14 protein-coding genes and 3 tRNA genes are annotated in these 19,264 nt (G+C 45.0%); 16 read left to right on the top strand and 1 reads right to left on the bottom strand.

Annotation, left to right across the window (positions count from 1 at the left end; translation table 11 throughout):
• Positions 1-84 precede the first annotated feature (84 nt).
• Both murB and birA read left to right on the top strand, forming a co-directional pair.
• Positions 85-1,113, top strand: a complete 1,029-nt coding sequence (gene murB / locus H5073_RS05220) for a UDP-N-acetylmuramate dehydrogenase (protein WP_259394826.1) — start codon at positions 85-87, stop codon at positions 1,111-1,113.
• Positions 1,110-2,072, top strand: a complete 963-nt coding sequence (gene birA / locus H5073_RS05215; protein ID WP_182677640.1) for a bifunctional biotin--[acetyl-CoA-carboxylase] ligase/biotin operon repressor BirA — start codon at positions 1,110-1,112, stop codon at positions 2,070-2,072. The genes murB and birA overlap by 4 nt, the downstream gene beginning before the upstream one ends.
• Positions 2,073-2,160: 88 nt before the next feature.
• Here birA and coaA read toward each other — a convergent pair whose 3' ends face one another.
• Positions 2,161-3,105 carry a type I pantothenate kinase gene (gene coaA / locus H5073_RS05210; RefSeq protein WP_182677638.1) on the bottom strand — a complete coding sequence of 315 codons (945 nt, stop codon included), beginning with the start codon at positions 3,103-3,105 and terminating at the stop codon, positions 2,161-2,163.
• Between the two features lie 229 nt (positions 3,106-3,334).
• Between coaA and H5073_RS05205 the strand changes: the two genes are divergently transcribed.
• The 14 genes from H5073_RS05205 to fusA all read left to right on the top strand — a co-directional run bounded on the left by H5073_RS05205 (position 3,335) and on the right by fusA (position 19,244).
• Positions 3,335-3,410, top strand: a tRNA-Thr gene (locus H5073_RS05205).
• A gap of 9 nt (positions 3,411-3,419) precedes the next feature.
• Positions 3,420-3,504: transfer RNA gene (locus H5073_RS05200), tRNA-Tyr, on the top strand.
• Positions 3,505-3,540: 36 nt separating this feature from the next.
• Positions 3,541-3,614, top strand: a tRNA-Gly gene (locus H5073_RS05195).
• A gap of 369 nt (positions 3,615-3,983) precedes the next feature.
• Positions 3,984-4,355, top strand: a complete 372-nt coding sequence (gene secE, locus H5073_RS05190) for a preprotein translocase subunit SecE (protein WP_182677636.1) — start codon at positions 3,984-3,986, stop codon at positions 4,353-4,355.
• Between the two features lie 9 nt (positions 4,356-4,364).
• Entirely contained in the window at positions 4,365-4,916 is a 552-nt protein-coding gene (gene nusG / locus H5073_RS05185; protein ID WP_182677634.1) for a transcription termination/antitermination protein NusG, read from the top strand.
• 128 nt (positions 4,917-5,044) lie between these two features.
• Entirely contained in the window at positions 5,045-5,473 is a 429-nt protein-coding gene (gene rplK, locus H5073_RS05180) for a 50S ribosomal protein L11 (protein WP_011494625.1), read from the top strand.
• Between the two features lie 4 nt (positions 5,474-5,477).
• A complete protein-coding gene (gene rplA / locus H5073_RS05175) occupies positions 5,478-6,179 on the top strand; it encodes a 50S ribosomal protein L1 (RefSeq protein ID WP_182677632.1) in 702 nt (233 codons plus the stop codon).
• A gap of 283 nt (positions 6,180-6,462) precedes the next feature.
• Positions 6,463-6,963, top strand: a complete 501-nt coding sequence (gene rplJ, locus H5073_RS05170; RefSeq protein WP_182677630.1) for a 50S ribosomal protein L10 — start codon at positions 6,463-6,465, stop codon at positions 6,961-6,963.
• Between the two features lie 54 nt (positions 6,964-7,017).
• Complete coding sequence (gene rplL, locus H5073_RS05165; protein ID WP_182677628.1) at positions 7,018-7,386, top strand: 50S ribosomal protein L7/L12; 369 nt, start codon at positions 7,018-7,020, stop codon at positions 7,384-7,386.
• A gap of 232 nt (positions 7,387-7,618) precedes the next feature.
• A complete protein-coding gene (rpoB, locus tag H5073_RS05160) occupies positions 7,619-11,650 on the top strand; it encodes a DNA-directed RNA polymerase subunit beta (protein ID WP_182677626.1) in 4,032 nt (1,343 codons plus the stop codon).
• Between the two features lie 81 nt (positions 11,651-11,731).
• Complete coding sequence (gene rpoC, locus H5073_RS05155) at positions 11,732-15,964, top strand: DNA-directed RNA polymerase subunit beta' (protein WP_182677624.1); 4,233 nt, start codon at positions 11,732-11,734, stop codon at positions 15,962-15,964.
• Between the two features lie 179 nt (positions 15,965-16,143).
• Positions 16,144-16,518, top strand: coding sequence for a 30S ribosomal protein S12 (gene rpsL / locus H5073_RS05150; RefSeq protein ID WP_011494631.1), 375 nt, complete (start codon positions 16,144-16,146; stop codon positions 16,516-16,518).
• An 80-nt stretch (positions 16,519-16,598) separates the two neighbouring features.
• Positions 16,599-17,069, top strand: coding sequence for a 30S ribosomal protein S7 (rpsG, locus tag H5073_RS05145; protein ID WP_011494632.1), 471 nt, complete (start codon positions 16,599-16,601; stop codon positions 17,067-17,069).
• Positions 17,070-17,147: 78 nt separating this feature from the next.
• Complete coding sequence (gene fusA, locus H5073_RS05140) at positions 17,148-19,244, top strand: elongation factor G (protein WP_182677622.1); 2,097 nt, start codon at positions 17,148-17,150, stop codon at positions 19,242-19,244.
• Positions 19,245-19,264: the final 20 nt, after the last annotated feature.

Raw genomic sequence — 19,264 nt, 5'->3', positions numbered from 1 at the left:
TGTTTTGCGCGTTTGATAGCAGCTTTATTGAGTGCGAGTGGTTACAATGGGTTATCTTTTTTGATGAGTTTTGATTTCATACTTATGTCTGCTGACAAATTATCTTACCCGCTAAAAATGCACAATACCTTAGGCTTGGCGCAAACTTGCCATACCTTGCACGAGGCTCATTGCTGTGAAGAGCTTATTTCATTGAGCCAAAGTGCCTATGATGGCGACAAACCTATGTTGGTGCTAGGCGGTGGATCGAATCTTGTGTTCACCGAAGATTACGATGGTGTAGTAATAAAGGTGCTGTCTAAAGGCATAGCGGTAAGCGAAGATGAAGACCATTTCTATCTGACGGTACAGGCTGGTGAGTCTTGGCATGGGCTGGTGGAATATTGCCTGGCACGCAATATGCCGGGGCTTGAGAATTTAGCCTTAATCCCGGGCACGGTTGGCGCCGCGCCAATTCAGAATATCGGCGCCTATGGTGTAGAGTTTTGCCAAGTGTGTGACTGGGTTGAGTATCAAGATTTATCAACAGCGACACTGATAAGGCTAGACAATACTGCCTGCGAATTCGGTTATCGCGAGTCCATCTTCAAGCAGCAGCTTAAAAATCGTATCGTTATCACCCAAGTGCAAATCAAGTTAGCAAAACACTGGCAGCCGTTGCTCAGTTATGGCCCGCTGCAGCATCTTGAAGCCGAAACCGTGACGCCTCAGGCTATTTTTGATTGTGTCTGCCAAGTGCGTCAGGAAAAGCTGCCCGATCCGCAAGTGATAGGTAATGTGGGCAGTTTCTTTAAAAACCCGTTAATTTCGGCGCAGCAATACCTTAATTTAATGAAACAGCACTCAGATATTGTTGGTTATGCTCAAGATGATAGTCGGATTAAGCTTGCTGCGGGCTGGCTCATCGATCAAGCAGGTCTGAAAGGCACGAGTGTCGGCGGCGCTGCAGTTCATAAAGCACAGGCACTGGTGTTGATTAATCAAGGTAACGCGACAGGTGAAAATATTTGCGATTTAGCTAAAAAAGTCATGGCTGAGGTCGAGGCAAAATTCGGGGTGAAATTAGAGCCAGAACCCAGAGTTATGGGGCGACAGGGAGAGATAAATCTATGAGTATTCAATGGCATAATAAGCGACAGATTTTGGCGTTACTCTCTTCTGAGTATTTTGTTTCAGGTGAGCAATTAGCCCAAAAATTAGCTATTTCGCGTTCGGCTATCCAACAACAAATCGAAGCCATGGGTGAGTTCGGTATAGATATTTATTCGGTGAAGGGCAAAGGTTACAAGCTTGCCACGCCCATTTGTCTGCTTGATGAAGCTAAGTTACTGCAACAATTAGATAATCGCTGTTTTTATTTTAATGATTTACCCAGCACTAACGGATTTATGCTCACCCATGGCCCTGAACTCAAAAGTGGTGATATATGCCTGGCTGAATATCAGTCTGCCGGCCGTGGTCGCCGTGGTCGTCAATGGCTGTCACCCTATGGCCACCACATATACGCTTCAATGTACTGGCGTTTGGAGCAGGGTATGTCTCAAGCCATGGGATTAAGCTTGGTAGTGGCGTGTTCTATCGTTGCTGTGCTTAAGCAAATGGGCGTGAATGGCTTAGGGCTTAAGTGGCCTAATGATATTTACCTTAATGACAAGAAGCTTGCGGGTATTTTAATTGAACTTATCAATAGTCCTGTGCAGGCCTGTCAGTTGGTGATAGGTTTTGGGATTAATATGAGTATGTCTGCCAGCCAAGGTGAGCTTATCGACCAGCCTTGGAGCGATTTAACCACCCTTGAGTCTATGCCAGACAAAACCGAGTTAGTTATTGCGCTGCATAAACAACTAAAACAAGACCTTAAACGCTTTGAAGCCGCAGGCCTTAAAGATTTTATTGATGCTTGGCAGGCGGATGATATTTTCATGGGCCGTGAAGTGAGTTTATTGATGGCGCCTAATGAAGTGACTGGGACTTATCAAGGGATAGATGAACAAGGGGCCGTACTACTGCAAACTGCGCAGGGACTGCAAACGTTTGTCGGCGGTGAGATTAGCTTACGGGCTAAAACTTAGCCCTGCAGGGCTATCCAGTATTGCTTCGCTTTATAAAAAAGCCCAAGGCAGATGCCTTGGGCTTTTTTATAATGGTATGGAGCAGCGCTTATCTGCGCATTAACACTTGGCTAATGAGGTGGTCCTTGCCTTTTTTCAAGATAAGCTTAGCCCGCTCACGGGTGGGGCGAATATTGAGCTGTAGATTGGGAGCGTTTATCGTGTCCCAAATATTGGCGGCTATGGCATTGGCTTCATCGTCTGATAGTGAAGCGTAATGATGGAAAAAGGATCTAGGATCATTAAAGGCACCGTGGCGGAATTGTAAAAAACGCTGTTGATACCAATCTTTCAATAAGCTCTCATCGGCATCCACATAAATTGAGAAGTCCACAAAGTCTGACACAAATGGCCTGCGGGTCTCAACTAAGGTATCAAGCCCTGTTTGCAACACGTTTAAGCCTTCCAGAATGATGATGTCTGGTTGTTCTATGACTTGCTGCTGATCAGTTAATCTGTCGTAGGTGATGTGGGAATAGAGTGGCACCTTGACGCTATTATCCCCAGATTTCACCGCGGAAATGAATTCACCTAACAGCTTAGTATCATAGCTTTCAGGAAAGCCTTTGCGTTGCAGTAACCCCCTGCGTTTTAATTCTGCTAGAGGATATAAGAAGCCATCTGTGGTGACTAAATCGACTTTGGGGTGTTCTGGCCAGCGCTGCAATAATGTTTGCAGGATACGAGCAGTGGTGCTCTTTCCCACAGCAACACTGCCAGCAATACTGATGATGTATGGGCTTTTTGGGGATTGTTGTGATAAAAATTTATCGATAACTAGGCCGCGCTGCTGCTTGGCGCCGACAATCAGATTAAGTAAACGGCTTAAAGGTAGATAAATGTCAGTGACTTCATTCAGAGACAGTTTTTCATTCATGCCTTTAAGCTGGGTTAGCTCGGCTTCACTCAAGGTGAGCGGCACTGATTTTCTCAGTTCAGACCACTGTTCACGCTCAAATGCTAAATAAAGTGCGTCTTGTATTGAGTTTGCCACTATCTTAACCTTTCTCTTCGCTTGGTTTTGCACAGTACACCAAGGTGTTAATAGGAACAATAGTTACGGCGGCATTTGCCATTAGCTGGACGAAGTCTCGGTTGGTTTTTAGCCAAAAAAAGCCCTTGAGGATAAAAAAGCAACGCTTAAACGAGTTTTTTAGTTTTTTTTCGAATTTGCTATTGCACTCTAGAGCACATTTCCATAATATCCGTCCCCGAAATGATGCGCCGGCATAGCTCAGTTGGTAGAGCAACTGACTTGTAATCAGTAGGTCCCGAGTTCGACTCTTGGTGCCGGCACCATATTTATGTGGAGGGGTTCCCGAGTGGCCAAAGGGATCAGACTGTAAATCTGACGGCTCAGCCTTCGAAGGTTCGAATCCTTCTCCCTCCACCACTTTTTTAACTAATTTGCCATTAGGCGAGTTAGTGCGCGGACATCGTATAATGGTATTACTCCAGCCTTCCAAGCTGATAACGCGGGTTCGATTCCCGCTGTCCGCTCCAACTTTTCAAGCTTCATTCTACTTTATTTATCCTGTCGTTAAATTCGCAATAAAATAAATTTTATCTTGATAATTCACATCTTTAGTCCCGTGAATTTTTTCCGTGTATTTGGCACAATAATTATCTTGATTGCTTAAAAAGCGTTCGATTTGGTTTGGCTTTGGTAAAGGCGCGTTAAGATTTGGGCTTTTTGTCCCTAAGCCAAACACTCTGTCTTGCTAACAAAGCTGAATAAGAATACAATCTATGGCCGAATTTTTGACCCTGTGCTGAGGCATTTCTAAGGGAAAACTCGGAAATGCATATTTGTAAGGTGTAAATATCTTTCAAGCCATAAGCTTAGGTCGCTGTAAGTAACGGAATAAACCGATGACAACTAATACTGAAAACCAGACTAATTCTCTGGATATCGTGAAGTGGGGCGTAGCAATTGTATTGCTAGCTGCTGCTATTATTGGCAACCAAATGTTTGGCGAGGCAAGTGTTGTCGTTCGCGCTTTAGGCGTAATCGTCGCGTTTGCAGTTGCTGGTTTGATTGCACTTCAGACTGAAAAGGGCAAGCAAGCACTTGCTTTTGCTCAAGAAGCTCACATTGAAGTACGCAAGGTTGTTTGGCCAACGCGTCAAGAAGCGTTAAACACCACCTTTATTGTACTGGTTGCTACCGCTATCGTTGCGCTGATCCTATGGGGATTTGACGCGATATTGTTGCGACTTGTAAATTTAATCACAGGCGTATAGGCATCTTAAATGACTGAAGTTAAAGAAGTTAAAAAGAGATGGTATGTGATCCAAGCTTTTTCTGGGTATGAAGGTCGTGTATCTAAAACCCTGCTTGAACATATCAAAATGCACAACATGGAAGACTATTTTGGTGAGATCTTAGTTCCTACCGAAGAAGTCGTTGAAATGCGTGCAGGTCAACGCCGTAAGAGTGAGCGTAAGTTCTTCCCAGGTTATGTGTTAGTGCAGATGGAAATGAACGATGACAGTTGGCATTTAGTAAAGAGCATCCCTCGTGTGATGGGCTTTATTGGTGGCACTTCAGATCGCCCAGCACCAATTTCTGATAAAGAAGCCGATGCTATCCTTCAGCGTTTACAAGACACAATTGAGTCTCCAACTCACCGCGTTATTTATGAGCCTGGTGAAGTTGTTCGCGTTTGTGACGGTCCATTTGCTGACTTCAACGGTACTATTGAAGAAGTGGATTACGAGAAGAATCGCGTTAAGGTGTCGGTAATGATCTTTGGTCGTTCGACTCCAGTGGAATTAGATTTTCATCAAGTTGAAAAAAGCTGATTAAAATAACCACAAAAACTATTTGTTTGCGGGTATGGAGTTTTGTATAATCCGCACCCGTTGTTTCAAGGGGAGCATATTGGCATGTCGCCAATAGGCGTTTGAACCCAAACTGAGGAAATGTCGACATGGCAAAGAAAATTGAAGCTTATATTAAGCTACAAGTTAAATCTGGTTCTGCGAACCCTTCACCACCAGTTGGTCCAGCTTTGGGTCAAAAAGGCGTGAACATCATGGAATTCTGTAAAGCGTTCAACGCACGTACAGAAAAAATGGAAAAGGGCATGCCAATTCCAGTGGTAATCACTGTATACAGCGATCGTTCATTCACGTTCGAAACTAAGACGCCTCCAGCATCTTACTTACTGCTTAAAGCAGCGAACTTGAAGTCTGGTTCTGCTCGTCCGAACACAGTAAAAGTGGGTACTATCAAGCGTAACGCAGTGCAAGAAATTGCAGAGCTGAAAGCAGCTGATATGACTGGCGCCGATGTTGAAGCGATGACTCGCACAATTGAAGGTACTGCACGTTCAATGGGTTTGGTAGTAGAGGACTAAGATAATGGCAAAGCTAACTAAGCGTATGCGTGTAATCCGCGACAAAGTGGATGGAATGAAGAGCTACGATATCAACGAAGCCGTTTCACTATTAAAAGAATTGGCTACTGCTAAATTCGTTGAAAGTGTTGATGTTGCTGTAAACCTTGGTATTGATCCACGTAAATCTGATCAAAACGTGCGTGGTGCTACTGTACTTCCACACGGTACTGGTCGTGACGTACGTGTTGCCGTGTTCACACAGGGTGCCAATGCCGAAGCTGCAAAAGCTGCTGGCGCTGAACTTGTTGGTATGGAAGAACTGGCTGAGCAAATCAAAGCTGGTGAAATGAACTTTGACGTAGTTATCGCATCTCCAGATGCAATGCGCGTTGTTGGTATGTTAGGTCAAATCTTAGGCCCACGCGGTTTAATGCCTAACCCTAAAACTGGTACAGTAACGCCTAACGTTGCTGAAGCAGTTAAGAATGCCAAAGCGGGTCAAGTTCGTTATAGAAATGACAAGAACGGTATTATCCACACTACTATCGGTAAAGTGGACTTCACGACTGAACAGTTGAAAGAAAACTTAGAAGCTTTAGTGTCAGCACTTAAGAAAGCTAAGCCAGCTGTTGCTAAAGGCGTTTTCGTGAAGAAAATCAGCATCTCTACCACTATGGGTGCAGGTGTTGCGGTTGACCAAGGTAGCTTGGAAGACATTAAGTAATTTTACAAAGTGCGTACATTAGTCTATAATGCGCGCACTTTGTGGGTTGAAGCCGTTATTAGTGTGATTTCTTAAAGTTAACTTTTTGATTTGACTAATAGTTCGGCTTCCGTCCAAGACCGCAGGTGTTGTCATCAGACATACTTAATTTCCTGCGTAGACGGTGTCAGGCCCCAGCTAATTTTTTTACTGGAAATCTGCACCGTAAGTAATCAAATACATGTTGTATTTGGTTTGGTAAATACTAGGGATTTCCCTAGGTAGAATCCAGGAGTAAAGCCTAATGGCATTAAGACTCGAAGACAAAAAGGCAATTGTTGCTGAAGTCAACGAAGCTGCCAAAGGTGCGCTTTCTGCAGTTGTTGCCGATTCACGCGGCGTAACTGTAGGTGCTATGACTGTTCTGCGTAAAACTGCTCGCGCTAACGGTGTTTATGTACGTGTTGTACGTAACACTCTAGCCAAACGTGCGGTTGAAGGTACTGCTTTTGAGTGCCTAGCTGAAACATTCACTGGCCCAACTTTAATAGCTTTTTCTAATGAGCACCCAGGTGCTGCAGCGCGTCTTTTAAAAGACTTCGCTAAAGGAAATGCAAAATTTGAAGTTAAAGGTGCAGCTTTTGAAGGGATGTTTATCCCTGCAGCTGATATTGATCGTTTAGCGAAACTACCAACTTACGACGAAGCACTAGCTCAGTTGATGATGACTATGAAAGAAGCATCTGCTGGCAAGTTCGTACGTACATTGGCCGCCCTTCGCGATCAAAAACAAGAAGCCGCTTAATTTCAAGCTGGCTGCTTAATCAAATTGAATTCAGAACAATAGGAAATATTTCTTATGTCTATCACTAAAGACCAAATCTTAGAAGCCTTTGCAGCTATGTCTGTAATGGAAGTTGTTGAACTAATCGAAGCAATGGAAGAGAAGTTCGGCGTTTCTGCTGCTGCTGCTACTGTTGCTGTTGGCGGTGACGCTGGCGCTGCTGCTGAAGAGCAAACAGAGTTCGACGTAATCATGACTTCACACGGTGACAACAAAGTTGCTGTTATTAAAGCCGTTCGTGGCGCTACAGGTCTAGGCCTGAAAGAAGCTAAGACTATGGCTGAATCTTCTCCAATCGCCATCAAAGAAGGCGTTTCTAAAGAAGAAGCTGAAGCGCTTAAGAAAGATTTAGAAGCAGCTGGTGCTGTTGTTGAAATCAAGTAAGCTTTAGCTTATTTGATCACCCAAGCAATTGGGTGAAGGCTGGCGGTTTTTTAACCGTCGGCCTTTTTTGCGCTTTATGCGCAGGCGATTTTTTTCACCTTTTTTCGCCAGTTTTAACAGTCCCTAGCAGAGATTACTGGTTAGGTTCTTGTCAACAAGGGTGATAGGCAAACGTGCTGATTTAATTAAATTTATTTCAGTCTTGGTCACATTCCGTAAGCAGAGGAAACCCATGGTTTACTCCTATTCTGAAAAGAAGCGTATTCGCAAAGACTTTGGTAAGCGTCCACAGGTGTTGGATATCCCTTATCTATTGTCTATCCAACTAGACTCTTTTAAGAAATTCACCGATCAAGACCCTACCGGTGAGCGTGGTTTTGAAGCCGCTTTCCGTAGCGTTTTTCCTATCAAGAGCTTTTCTGGTTACTCTGAGCTGCAATATGTCAGCTACAAGCTAGGTGAGCCAGTATTTGATGTGAAAGAGTGTCAGATCCGTGGTGTTACGTATTCGGCTCCATTACGCGTTAAATTGCGTATGGTGTTATTCGATCGTGAAGCCGCAGCAGGCACAGTAAAAGATATTAAAGAACAAGAAGTCTACATGGGTGATATCCCATTGATGACTGATAACGGTACCTTCGTTATCAACGGTACTGAGCGTGTTATCGTATCTCAGTTACACCGTTCTCCAGGCGTGTTCTTCGACCATGACCGTGGTAAAACCCACTCTTCAGGTAAGGTGCTGTATAACGCACGTATTATTCCTTACCGTGGTTCATGGCTCGATTTTGAATTCGATCCTAAAGACGCCTTGTTCGTTCGTATCGACCGTCGCCGTAAATTACCTGCGACTATCATGTTACGCGCACTAGAATATTCAACTCAAGATATCTTAGACTTATTCTTCGAACGTATTCAGTTCAAGATTAAGAAAGACTCTTTAGTGATGGCACTTGTGCCAGATCGCCTTCGTGGCGAGACTGCAAGCTATGACATTAAAGCTGCTGATGGTAGTGTTTTAGTTGAAGCTGGTCGTCGTATTACTGCCCGTCACATTAAGCAACTTGAACAGTCCAACACTACTGAGCTTGAAGTGCCAGTAGATTACATCGTTGGTAAGTATGCTGCTCAAGACTATATCGATGAAGATACAGGTGAAGTATTAGTTACTGCTAACAGCGAAATTAGCTTAGAAGATTTAGCTAAGTTATCGATTGCTGGCATTAAAGAAATTGACACCCTGTTCATTAACGATCTTGATCACGGCGCTTATATTTCTGACACATTACGCATAGATTCTACAACTAACCGCTTAGAAGCCTTAGTTGAAATCTATCGTATGATGCGTCCTGGCGAGCCGCCAACCAAAGATGCAGCTGAAGCATTATTCCAGAACTTGTTCTTCAGTGAAGAGCGTTATGACTTATCTAAAGTAGGTCGTATGAAGTTCAACCGTCGTCTTGAGATAGCTGAAGATGAAGGTAATGGCGTATTGTCAAAAGATGACATCGTTTGCGTTATGAAGAAAATCATCGAAATCCGTAATGGTTACGATGAAGTGGATGACATTGACCATCTTGGTAACCGTCGTATTCGTAGCGTAGGTGAAATGGCTGAAAACCAATTCCGTGTTGGTCTAGTCCGTGTTGAGCGCGCCGTTCGTGAACGTCTATCTTTAGGCGATCTAAACGAGCTAATGCCACAAGACTTAATTAACGCTAAGCCTATTTCTGCGGCAGTGAAAGAATTCTTTGGTTCTTCGCAGCTGTCACAGTTTATGGATCAGAACAACCCATTGTCAGAAGTCACGCATAAGCGTCGTATTTCTGCGCTTGGTCCTGGTGGTTTGACACGCGAACGCGCAGGCTTCGAAGTCCGCGACGTACACCCGACTCACTATGGTCGTTTATGTCCAATCGAAACGCCTGAAGGTCCAAACATTGGTTTGATCAACTCGCTAGCGAGTTTTGCCCGCACTAACTCTTACGGTTTCTTGGAAACACCTTACCGCAAAGTGATTGATGGGGTGATTACCGATGAAGTTGAGTACTTATCAGCTATCGAAGAAGGCCGTTATGTGATTGCACAGGCTAACATCGAAGTTGATAGCACTGGCCGCATGGTTGAAGAACAAATTGCTTGTCGTCACAAAGGTGAGTCTACCTTTATGCGCGCAGCTGACATCCAGTACATGGATGTATCACCACAGCAGATTATTTCTGTTGCAGCGTCCTTGATTCCGTTCCTAGAACACGATGATGCTAACCGTGCATTGATGGGTGCGAACATGCAACGTCAAGCCGTACCTACACTACGTGCTGATAAGCCGTTAGTAGGTACAGGTATTGAACGTACGCTAGCTGTTGACTCAGGCGTTGTGGTTGTTGCTAAGCGTGGCGGTGTGGTTGATTACGTTGACGCTAGCCGTATCGTGGTTAAGGTAAATGAAGATGAGCTACGCCCAGGCGAAGCGGGTATCGACATCTACAACTTAACTAAGTACACCCGCTCTAACCAAAACACTTGTATTAACCAGCGTCCTTGTTGTTTCGTTGGTGAGCCAGTGGTTCGTGGTGACGTATTAGCCGATGGTCCTTCTACCGATTTAGGTGAGTTGGCGCTAGGTCAGAACATGCGTATCGCGTTCATGCCTTGGAACGGTTACAACTTCGAAGATTCGATCTTAATTTCCGAGCGCGTAGCGCAAGAAGACCGTTTCACCACTATCCACATTCAGGAGCTTTCATGTATTGCTCGTGATACTAAGTTGGGTAGCGAAGAAATCACTGCCGATATTCCAAACGTAGGTGAATCTGCTCTGTCTAAATTAGATGAGTCAGGTATCGTATACATTGGTGCCGAAGTGAAGGGTGGCGACATTCTAGTGGGCAAAGTGACGCCAAAAGGCGAAACACAGTTGACCCCTGAAGAGAAACTTCTCCGAGCTATCTTTGGTGAGAAAGCGTCTGACGTTAAGGACAGCTCATTGCGCGTTCCTAACTCAGTAAAAGGTACCATTATCGATGTTCAAGTCTTCACTCGTGATGGCGTTGAGAAAGATAAGCGTGCCCTTGAAATCGAAGAAATGCATGTTGCTCAGGCCCGCAAGGACCTAGGTGAAGAGTTTAAGATCCTTGAAGAAGGCGTATTAAGCCGTGCGCGCAACTTGTTACTTTCTGCAGGCTACTCAGAAGCTAAATTAGCTGAGTTGCCACGTAAAGACGTATTAGTCCAAGTGATTGATGACGAAGCTAAGCAGACAGAACTTGAGCAATTAGCTGAGCAACATGAAGAGCTAAAAGCTGACTTTGATAAGAAATTTGAAATCAAGCGTCGCAAGATCACTCAAGGTGATGACTTGGCACCTGGCGTACTTAAGATTGTTAAGGTTTACCTTGCAGTTAAACGTACTATCCAGCCTGGTGACAAAATGGCCGGTCGTCATGGTAACAAGGGTGTAATCTCTAAGATTTGTCCTGTTGAAGACATGCCATACGATGAAGAAGGTAATCCAGTAGATATCGTGCTTAACCCGTTGGGCGTACCATCGCGTATGAACATAGGTCAGGTACTTGAAGTCCACATGGGTGCTGCCGCTAAAGGCATAGGTAATAAGATCACTGCTATGCTCGAAGAGCAGCGTGAAATTGCCGAGCTTCGTGGTTACATCAAGCAAGTGTATGAGTTAGGTGATGACGTGCTACAGCGCGTTGATATCGATTCATTCAGCGATGATGAAGTTGTCCGTTTGGCGACTCACCTTAAGGGTGGTATTCCAATCGCAACACCAGCATTCGATGGTGCTAAAGAGAAAGAGATCAAGCAAATGCTTGCTCTTGCAGGCTTACCAGAGTCTGGCCAGTTGACCTTATGTGACGGCCGTACCGGTAACGAATTTGAGCGTAAAGTAACCGTTGGTTACATGTACATGCTCAAACTGAACCACTTAGTTGATGACAAGATGCATGCTCGTTCTACGGGTTCATACAGCTTAGTGACTCAACAACCATTGGGCGGTAAAGCTCAATTCGGTGGTCAGCGTTTCGGTGAGATGGAAGTGTGGGCACTAGAAGCATACGGTGCTGCATATACTCTGCAGGAAATGCTAACGGTTAAGTCAGATGACGTTAATGGTCGTACACAGATGTATAAGAACATCGTCGACGGCAATCATCAGATGCAACCAGGCATGCCTGAGTCTTTCAACGTATTGTTGAAGGAAATTCGTTCACTCGGTATTAATATCGAGTTGGATCAAGAGTAAGCATCGCTCTTAAGCAGTGTTTGGTAACCAAGGGTGCTTTGCCCTGCAAAGCACCTGGTTTAACTCCTTCAGGAGAGAAACGTGAAAGACTTATTAAAGTTTCTTAAACAGCAAAGTAAGACTGAAGAATTTAACGGTATAAAAATCGGTTTGGCTTCGCCAGACTTGATCCGTTCTTGGTCATTTGGTGAAGTTAAAAAGCCAGAAACCATTAACTACCGTACATTCAAGCCAGAACGTGAAGGTTTGTTCTGTGCGCGTATCTTCGGTCCAGTGAAAGATTACGAATGTTTGTGCGGTAAGTACAAGCGTTTGAAGCACCGTGGCGTTATCTGTGAGAAGTGTGGCGTAGAAGTTACCCAGACTAAAGTACGTCGTGAGCGTATGGGTCACATTGATCTTGCAAGCCCAGTTGCCCACATTTGGTTCTTGAAATCACTTCCGTCACGTATCGGCTTAATGCTTGATATGACGTTGCGTGATATTGAACGCGTACTGTATTTCGAATCATTTGTTGTGATTGAGCCTGGCATGACCACGCTTGAGCGCGGCCAAATGCTGACCGAAGAAACGTATCTTGATGCGTTAGAAGAGTACGGTGATGAGTTCGAAGCTAAGATGGGGGCTGAAGCAGTTCTTGAATTGTTACGTGCTATCAACTTAGAAGAACAGATCGAGCAAATGCGTGAAGAGTTGCCGTCAATCAACTCTGAAACCCGTCGTAAAAAGGTGACAAAACGCCTTAAGCTGATGGAAGCATTCTTCACTTCTGGCAACAAGCCAGAGTGGATGATCTTAAAAGTATTACCGGTTCTGCCACCTGATCTACGTCCATTAGTGCCGTTAGATGGTGGTCGTTTCGCGACTTCGGATCTTAACGATCTGTACCGCCGCGTAATCAACCGTAACAACCGTTTAAAGCGTCTGTTAGATTTAGCTGCGCCTGACATTATCGTACGTAACGAAAAGCGTATGTTACAAGAGTCAGTTGATGCGCTATTAGATAACGGTCGTCGCGGTCGTGCTATTACCGGTTCTAACAAGCGTCCGCTTAAATCTCTTGCCGATATGATCAAGGGTAAGCAAGGTCGTTTCCGTCAGAACTTACTTGGTAAGCGTGTTGACTATTCAGGCCGTTCGGTAATTACCGTAGGTCCAACTTTGCGTCTGCACCAGTGTGGTCTTCCTAAGAAGATGGCACTTGAGCTATTCAAGCCTTTCATTTATGGCAAGTTAGAAGGTCGTGGCTTAGCTACTACCATCAAAGCGGCTAAGAAAATGGTTGAGCGTGAGCAGGCAGAAGTATGGGATGTGTTAGACGAAGTGATTCGTGAACATCCTGTGATGCTTAACCGTGCACCAACACTTCACAGACTGGGTATTCAAGCATTTGAACCTGTTCTGATTGAAGGTAAAGCAATTCAATTGCACCCGTTAGTTTGTGCGGCATACAACGCCGACTTCGACGGTGACCAAATGGCTGTTCACGTCCCATTAACGCTTGAAGCTCAGTTAGAAGCTCGCGCGCTAATGATGTCGACTAACAACATTCTGTCACCTGCTAACGGTGAGCCTGTTATTACTCCGTCTCAGGACGTTGTATTAGGCTTGTACTACACCAGCCGCGAATGTATTAACGGCAAAGGTGAAGGCATGGTCTTCTCTGATGTGTCAGAGGTAGAGAAAGCTTATGCCACTGGCGTAGCTGAAATACATGCACGCGTTAAAGTACGTATTACAGAAACGAGCATAGATGCAGATGGTGAAAAAACCAAAGCAACGCGTATTGTAGATACCACGATTGGTCGTGCATTACTGTCGCTTATTCTGCCTGAAGGTTTATCTTATGATCTGGTTAACCAGAACATGGGTAAGAAGCAGATTTCTAAATTGCTAAACACTTGTTATCGTCAACTAGGTCTGAAAGATACCGTTATCTTCGCTGACCAATTGATGTATACCGGTTTCCGTTTTGCGACCATCTCTGGTGCCTCTGTGGGTATCGATGACATGGTTATCCCTGACGAGAAATACACCTTAGTTGCAGATGCAGAAGCGGAAGTTCTTGAAATTCAAGAGCAGTTCCAGTCTGGTCTAGTGACAGCCGGTGAGCGTTACAACAAAGTTATCGATATCTGGGCAAGCGCTAACGAAAAAGTTTCTAAAGCTATGATGGAAAACCTGTCTATTGAGACAGTGATTAACCGTGATGGTGTTGAAGAGAAACAAGCCTCGTTTAACAGCATCTATATGATGGCTGACTCGGGCGCGCGTGGTAGTGCCGCACAGATCCGTCAGTTGGCGGGTATGCGTGGTCTGATGGCAAAACCAGATGGTTCTATCATCGAAACCCCAATTACGGCTAACTTCCGTGAAGGTCTAAACGTACTCCAGTACTTTATTTCTACTCACGGTGCGCGTAAAGGTCTTGCCGATACCGCATTGAAGACAGCAAACTCGGGTTATTTGACTCGTCGTCTAGTAGACGTTGCACAAGATTTAGTTGTCATTGAAGATGATTGTGGTTCAGAACATGGTCTAACAATGAAGCCGCTAATTGAAGGTGGTGATGTTGTTGAGCCGTTGCGCGAGCGCGTACTGGGCCGTGTAGTTGCAGTTGACGTGTTAAAGCCTGGTTCTGAAGAGATTCTTGCACCACGTAACACGCTGCTTGATGAAGCATGGTGTGACACATTAGAAGAGCACAGTGTTGATGAAGTTATCGTTCGCAGCGTAATTACCTGTGAAACTGATTTTGGTGTTTGTGCTGCTTGTTACGGTCGTGATTTGGCTCGTGGTCATATTATTAACCACGGTGAAGCCATTGGTGTAGTTGCTGCTCAGTCAATTGGTGAGCCAGGAACACAGCTAACCATGCGTACCTTCCACATCGGTGGTGCGGCATCACGAGCTTCAGCTGAAAACAACGTTCAAGTTAAGAACGCGGGTTCTCTGAAGTTACATAATGCTAAGCATGTATCTAACATCGACGGTAAGTTAGTTATCGTTTCTCGTTCTTCTGAACTTGCTATTATCGATGAGCTAGGTCGTGAGAAAGAGCGTTATAAAGTGCCTTACGGTACCGTGCTTGAGAAATTGGAAGACACTGAAGTCACAGCGGGCGAAATCATCGCTAACTGGGATCCACATACTCACCCAATTATCTCTGAAGTTGCTGGTAGCGTGAAGTTCGTTGATATGATCGACGGCGTGACCATGACGCGTCAAACTGACGAATTAACAGGTCTTTCTTCTGTTGTAGTACTAGACGTAGGTGCACGTACTTCAGCGGGTAAAGAAATGCGTCCAGCGATTCGCCTAGTTGATGCCGATGGTAATGATTTAATGATCCCTGGTACAGAAGTACCAGCTCAGTACTTCTTACCGGGTAACGCGATTGTCGCTAAAGACGATAACGCTAAGATCAACGTTGGTGACGCATTAGCACGTATTCCACAAGAATCGTCTAAAACACGCGACATCACAGGTGGTCTACCACGTGTTGCTGACTTATTCGAAGCGCGTAAGCCGAAAGAGCCTGCAATTCTTGCAGAGATCTCAGGTACTATCTCGTTTGGTAAGGAAACTAAGGGTAAGCGTCGTCTAGTGATCACTCCTGCTGATGGTAGTGAGCATTATGAAGAGATGATCCCTAAGTGGCGTAACTTGAACGTGTTCGAAGGTGAAAAAGTTGAACGTGGCGAAGTTATCGCAGACGGTCCAGAAGCGGCACATGACATCTTACGTCTTCGTGGTATCCACAATGTAGCAAACTACATTGTGAACGAAGTACAGGATGTTTACCGTCTACAGGGCGTTAAGATCAACGACAAGCACATCGAAGTGATCATTCGTCAGATGCTACGTAAGTGTTTAATCACTTCAGCGGGCGACACTGAGTTCCTCGAAGGTGAGCAAGCAGAAGTATCGCGCGTTAAGATTGCTAACCGTGAGCTAATTGCTCAAGGTAAGACGCCTGCAACGTTCGAGCGCGAATTACTCGGTATCACCAAAGCCTCTTTGGCGACCGAATCTTTCATCTCTGCAGCATCGTTCCAGGAAACCACTCGCGTGTTAACTGAAGCGGCAGTTGGCGGTAAGAGTGATCAATTACGTGGTCTGAAAGAAAACGTAATCGTTGGTCGTTTGATCCCAGCGGGTACTGGTTATGCTTACCACAAGAAGCGTAATGCACAACGTGCGATAGAAGATGCCAAGAAAGCGGCAGCTAAAGTAGCACCATCAGTGACCACGGCAAGTGAAGCTGAACAGAACCTAGCAGACCTACTAAACTTGGCCGGTGGCGAAGAATAAGTAACGAGTTTGTTATCAAAAGGCGCCTTTGGCGCCTTTTTTATTGGAATTTGCATGAAAAGTTGGCTATTTCTTGACAGTTGGCCCTTACCTTTCTAAAATTCCGCGTCCCACCATTGTGGGATATAGATTTTTCACACCTAATTGTTGAGATTGATTCAACTTATCGGAGCTATTACATGGCAACTGTAAACCAGTTGGTACGTAAGCCACGCGCGCCAAAAGTCGAAAAGACTAATGTGCCAGCGTTGAATGCGTGCCCACAAAAGCGTGGAGTTTGTACTCGTGTGTACACAACTACCCCTAAAAAACCTAACTCTGCACTACGTAAAGTAGCGCGTGTGCGTCTAACTAACGGTTTCGAAGTCACTTCGTACATCGGCGGTGAAGGCCACAACCTGCAAGAGCACAGTGTTATCCTAATCCGTGGTGGTCGTGTTAAAGACTTACCAGGTGTGCGTTATCACACAGTTCGTGGCGCACTAGACTGTGCCGGCGTGAATACACGTCGTCAAGGTCGTTCTAAGTACGGTGCTAAGCGTCCTAAGTCTTAACTTGCCCGTTTAAGTAAGGCCAAGCTTGTTTTTGTAAATATTCCAGTTTTGGAAATACCTGAAGCATACGGAGAATTGTTATGCCAAGACGTCGCGTTGTAGGACAACGTAAAATCCTACCAGATCCAAAGTTTCACAGTGAGTTGTTGGCTAAGTTCATCAACGTCATCATGCAGGACGGCAAAAAGTCGACTGCTGAAAAAATTATCTACAAGGCATTAGATGTTGTCGCTGAAAAGAAAAGCGAAGCACATTTATCTATCCTTGAAGCAGCCCTGGACAATGTTCGCCCATCAGTCGAAGTTAAATCTCGTCGCGTTGGTGGTTCTACGTACCAGGTACCATGTGAAGTTCGTCCAGTGCGTCGTAACGCACTAGCGATGCGCTGGTTAGTTGAAGCTGCTCGCAAACGTGGTGAAAAATCTATGGCTCTACGTCTAGCAGGTGAAATGCTAGATGCGTCTGAAAACAAAGGTACTGCTGTTAAGAAGCGTGAAGACGTGCATCGCATGGCTGAAGCTAACAAAGCCTTTGCTCATTACCGCTGGTAATTTGTTGGTGTGGGCATTGCTCACACCTCTGTTGTTGATATTGCTAAAACTAAGGTTTTAGTTGAGAGGGTATAATTAGTGGCTCGTATAACCCCAATTGAGCGTTATCGTAATATCGGTATTGTTGCTCATGTGGATGCAGGTAAAACTACCACAACAGAACGTGTTCTGTTCTATACCGGCTTGTCTCACAAAATCGGTGAGGTGCACGATGGCGCCGCGACGACAGATTGGATGGTACAAGAGCAAGAGCGTGGTATTACTATCACCTCAGCTGCTGTAACGACCTTTTGGCGTGGTATGGATGCTCAGTTCACTGAACACCGAATTAATATCATCGATACCCCAGGTCACGTAGACTTCACGATTGAAGTTGAGCGTTCTCTGCGCGTATTAGATGGTGCCGTAGTGGTATTTTGCGGCTCATCTGGCGTAGAGCCTCAATCTGAGACTGTATGGCGTCAAGCTGATAAGTATCGCGTCCCGCGTATGGTATTTGTTAACAAGATGGACCGTGCAGGTGCTAGCTTTGACCGTGTGGTTGACCAGATCAGAACTCGCCTTGGCGCGACTTGTGTGCCGATTCAAATGAATATAGGTGCAGAAGAAGAGTTTAAAGGTGTTATTGATCTCATTAAGATGAAAGCCATTAACTGGTCTGAAGAAGATCAGGGCATGAGCTTCACTTATGAAGAAATTCCTGCTCATTTGGCGGCTAAGGCTGCTGAAATGCATGAGTATCTAGTAGAAGCTGCTGCTGAAGCCTCTGAAGAATTGATGGATAAATACTTGGAAACAGGTAATCTATCAGAACAAGAGATTAAGCAAGCATTGCGTCAGCGCACCATCAATAATGAAATCGTGTTAGCCACTTGTGGTTCTGCTTTTAAGAACAAAGGTGTGCAGGCGGTTTTAGATGCTGTGATCGACTATTTGCCAGCGCCAATCGACGTACCTGCAATTAAAGGTATCGACGAGCACGATGCAGAAGTTGAGCGCCCATCTGATGACAACGCTCCATTTGCGGCGTTAGCATTTAAGATAGCGACTGACCCTTTTGTTGGCACATTGACTTTTATCCGTGTGTATTCCGGCGTACTGCAATCAGGCTCAGGTGTTTACAACTCTGTTAAACAGAAACGTGAACGCGTAGGACGTATCGTGCAAATGCACGCTAATGACCGTAGTGAGTTAAAAGAAGTACGTGCAGGTGATATAGCCGCGGCTATTGGTTTAAAAGATGTGACGACAGGTGATACTCTTTGCGATAACGATCACAGAGTGATTTTAGAGCGCATGGAGTTTCCTGAACCGGTAATTACCATTGCCGTTGAGCCGAGATCACAGGCCGACCAGGATAAAATGGCTATCGCCTTGCAAAAACTTGCAGCCGAAGATCCATCTTTCCGCGTCGAGACTGATGAAGAATCGGCTCAAACACTGATATCTGGAATGGGTGAATTACATTTAGACATTATCGTAGACCGTATGCGTCGCGAATTTGGTGTCGAGTGTAACGTAGGTAAACCTCAAGTTTCCTATCGTGAAACCATTCGTTCTTCGGTTGAAGTCGAAGGTAAGTTCGTACGTCAGTCTGGTGGTCGCGGACAGTTTGGCCATGTATGGTTAAAGCTGGAGCCATTAGAAGAAGGCGCCGGATACGAGTTTGTCAATGAAGTTGTAGGTGGTGTGATCCCTCGTGAATTCATCCCTGCAGTAGACAAAGGTATTCAAGAACAGATGAAGAATGGTGTTTTAGCCAGCTTCCCTGTGCTTGACGTGAAAGTTACGTTGTTCGATGGTTCATATCATGATGTGGACTCGAACGAAATGGCTTTCAAAATTGCAGGTTCTATGGGCTTTAAAAAAGGGGCGCTACTGGCGAATCCTTCCTTGCTCGAACCTTGCATGAAAGTAGAAGTCACTACACCTGCAGACTACATGGGTGACGTGGTTGGTGATTTAAATCGTCGCCGTGGTCTAATTGATGGTATGGATGATGGCATCGGTGGTGTTAAACTCATACATGCAGTAGTGCCTCTAGCTGAAATGTTTGGTTATGCGACTGATTTGCGTTCTGCTACTCAAGGCCGTGCTTCATACTCTATGGAGTTTTTGAAGTATGCCGATGCACCGCAAAACATAGCAAAAGCTATTATTGAATCTCGTAGCTAATTTATAGTTACGAAATAATG

Source organism: Shewanella sp. SR44-3 (assembly GCF_014163735.1).
Lineage (GTDB): Bacteria > Pseudomonadota > Gammaproteobacteria > Enterobacterales > Shewanellaceae > Shewanella.
This window is presented reverse-complemented; position numbering and strand designations above follow the sequence as displayed.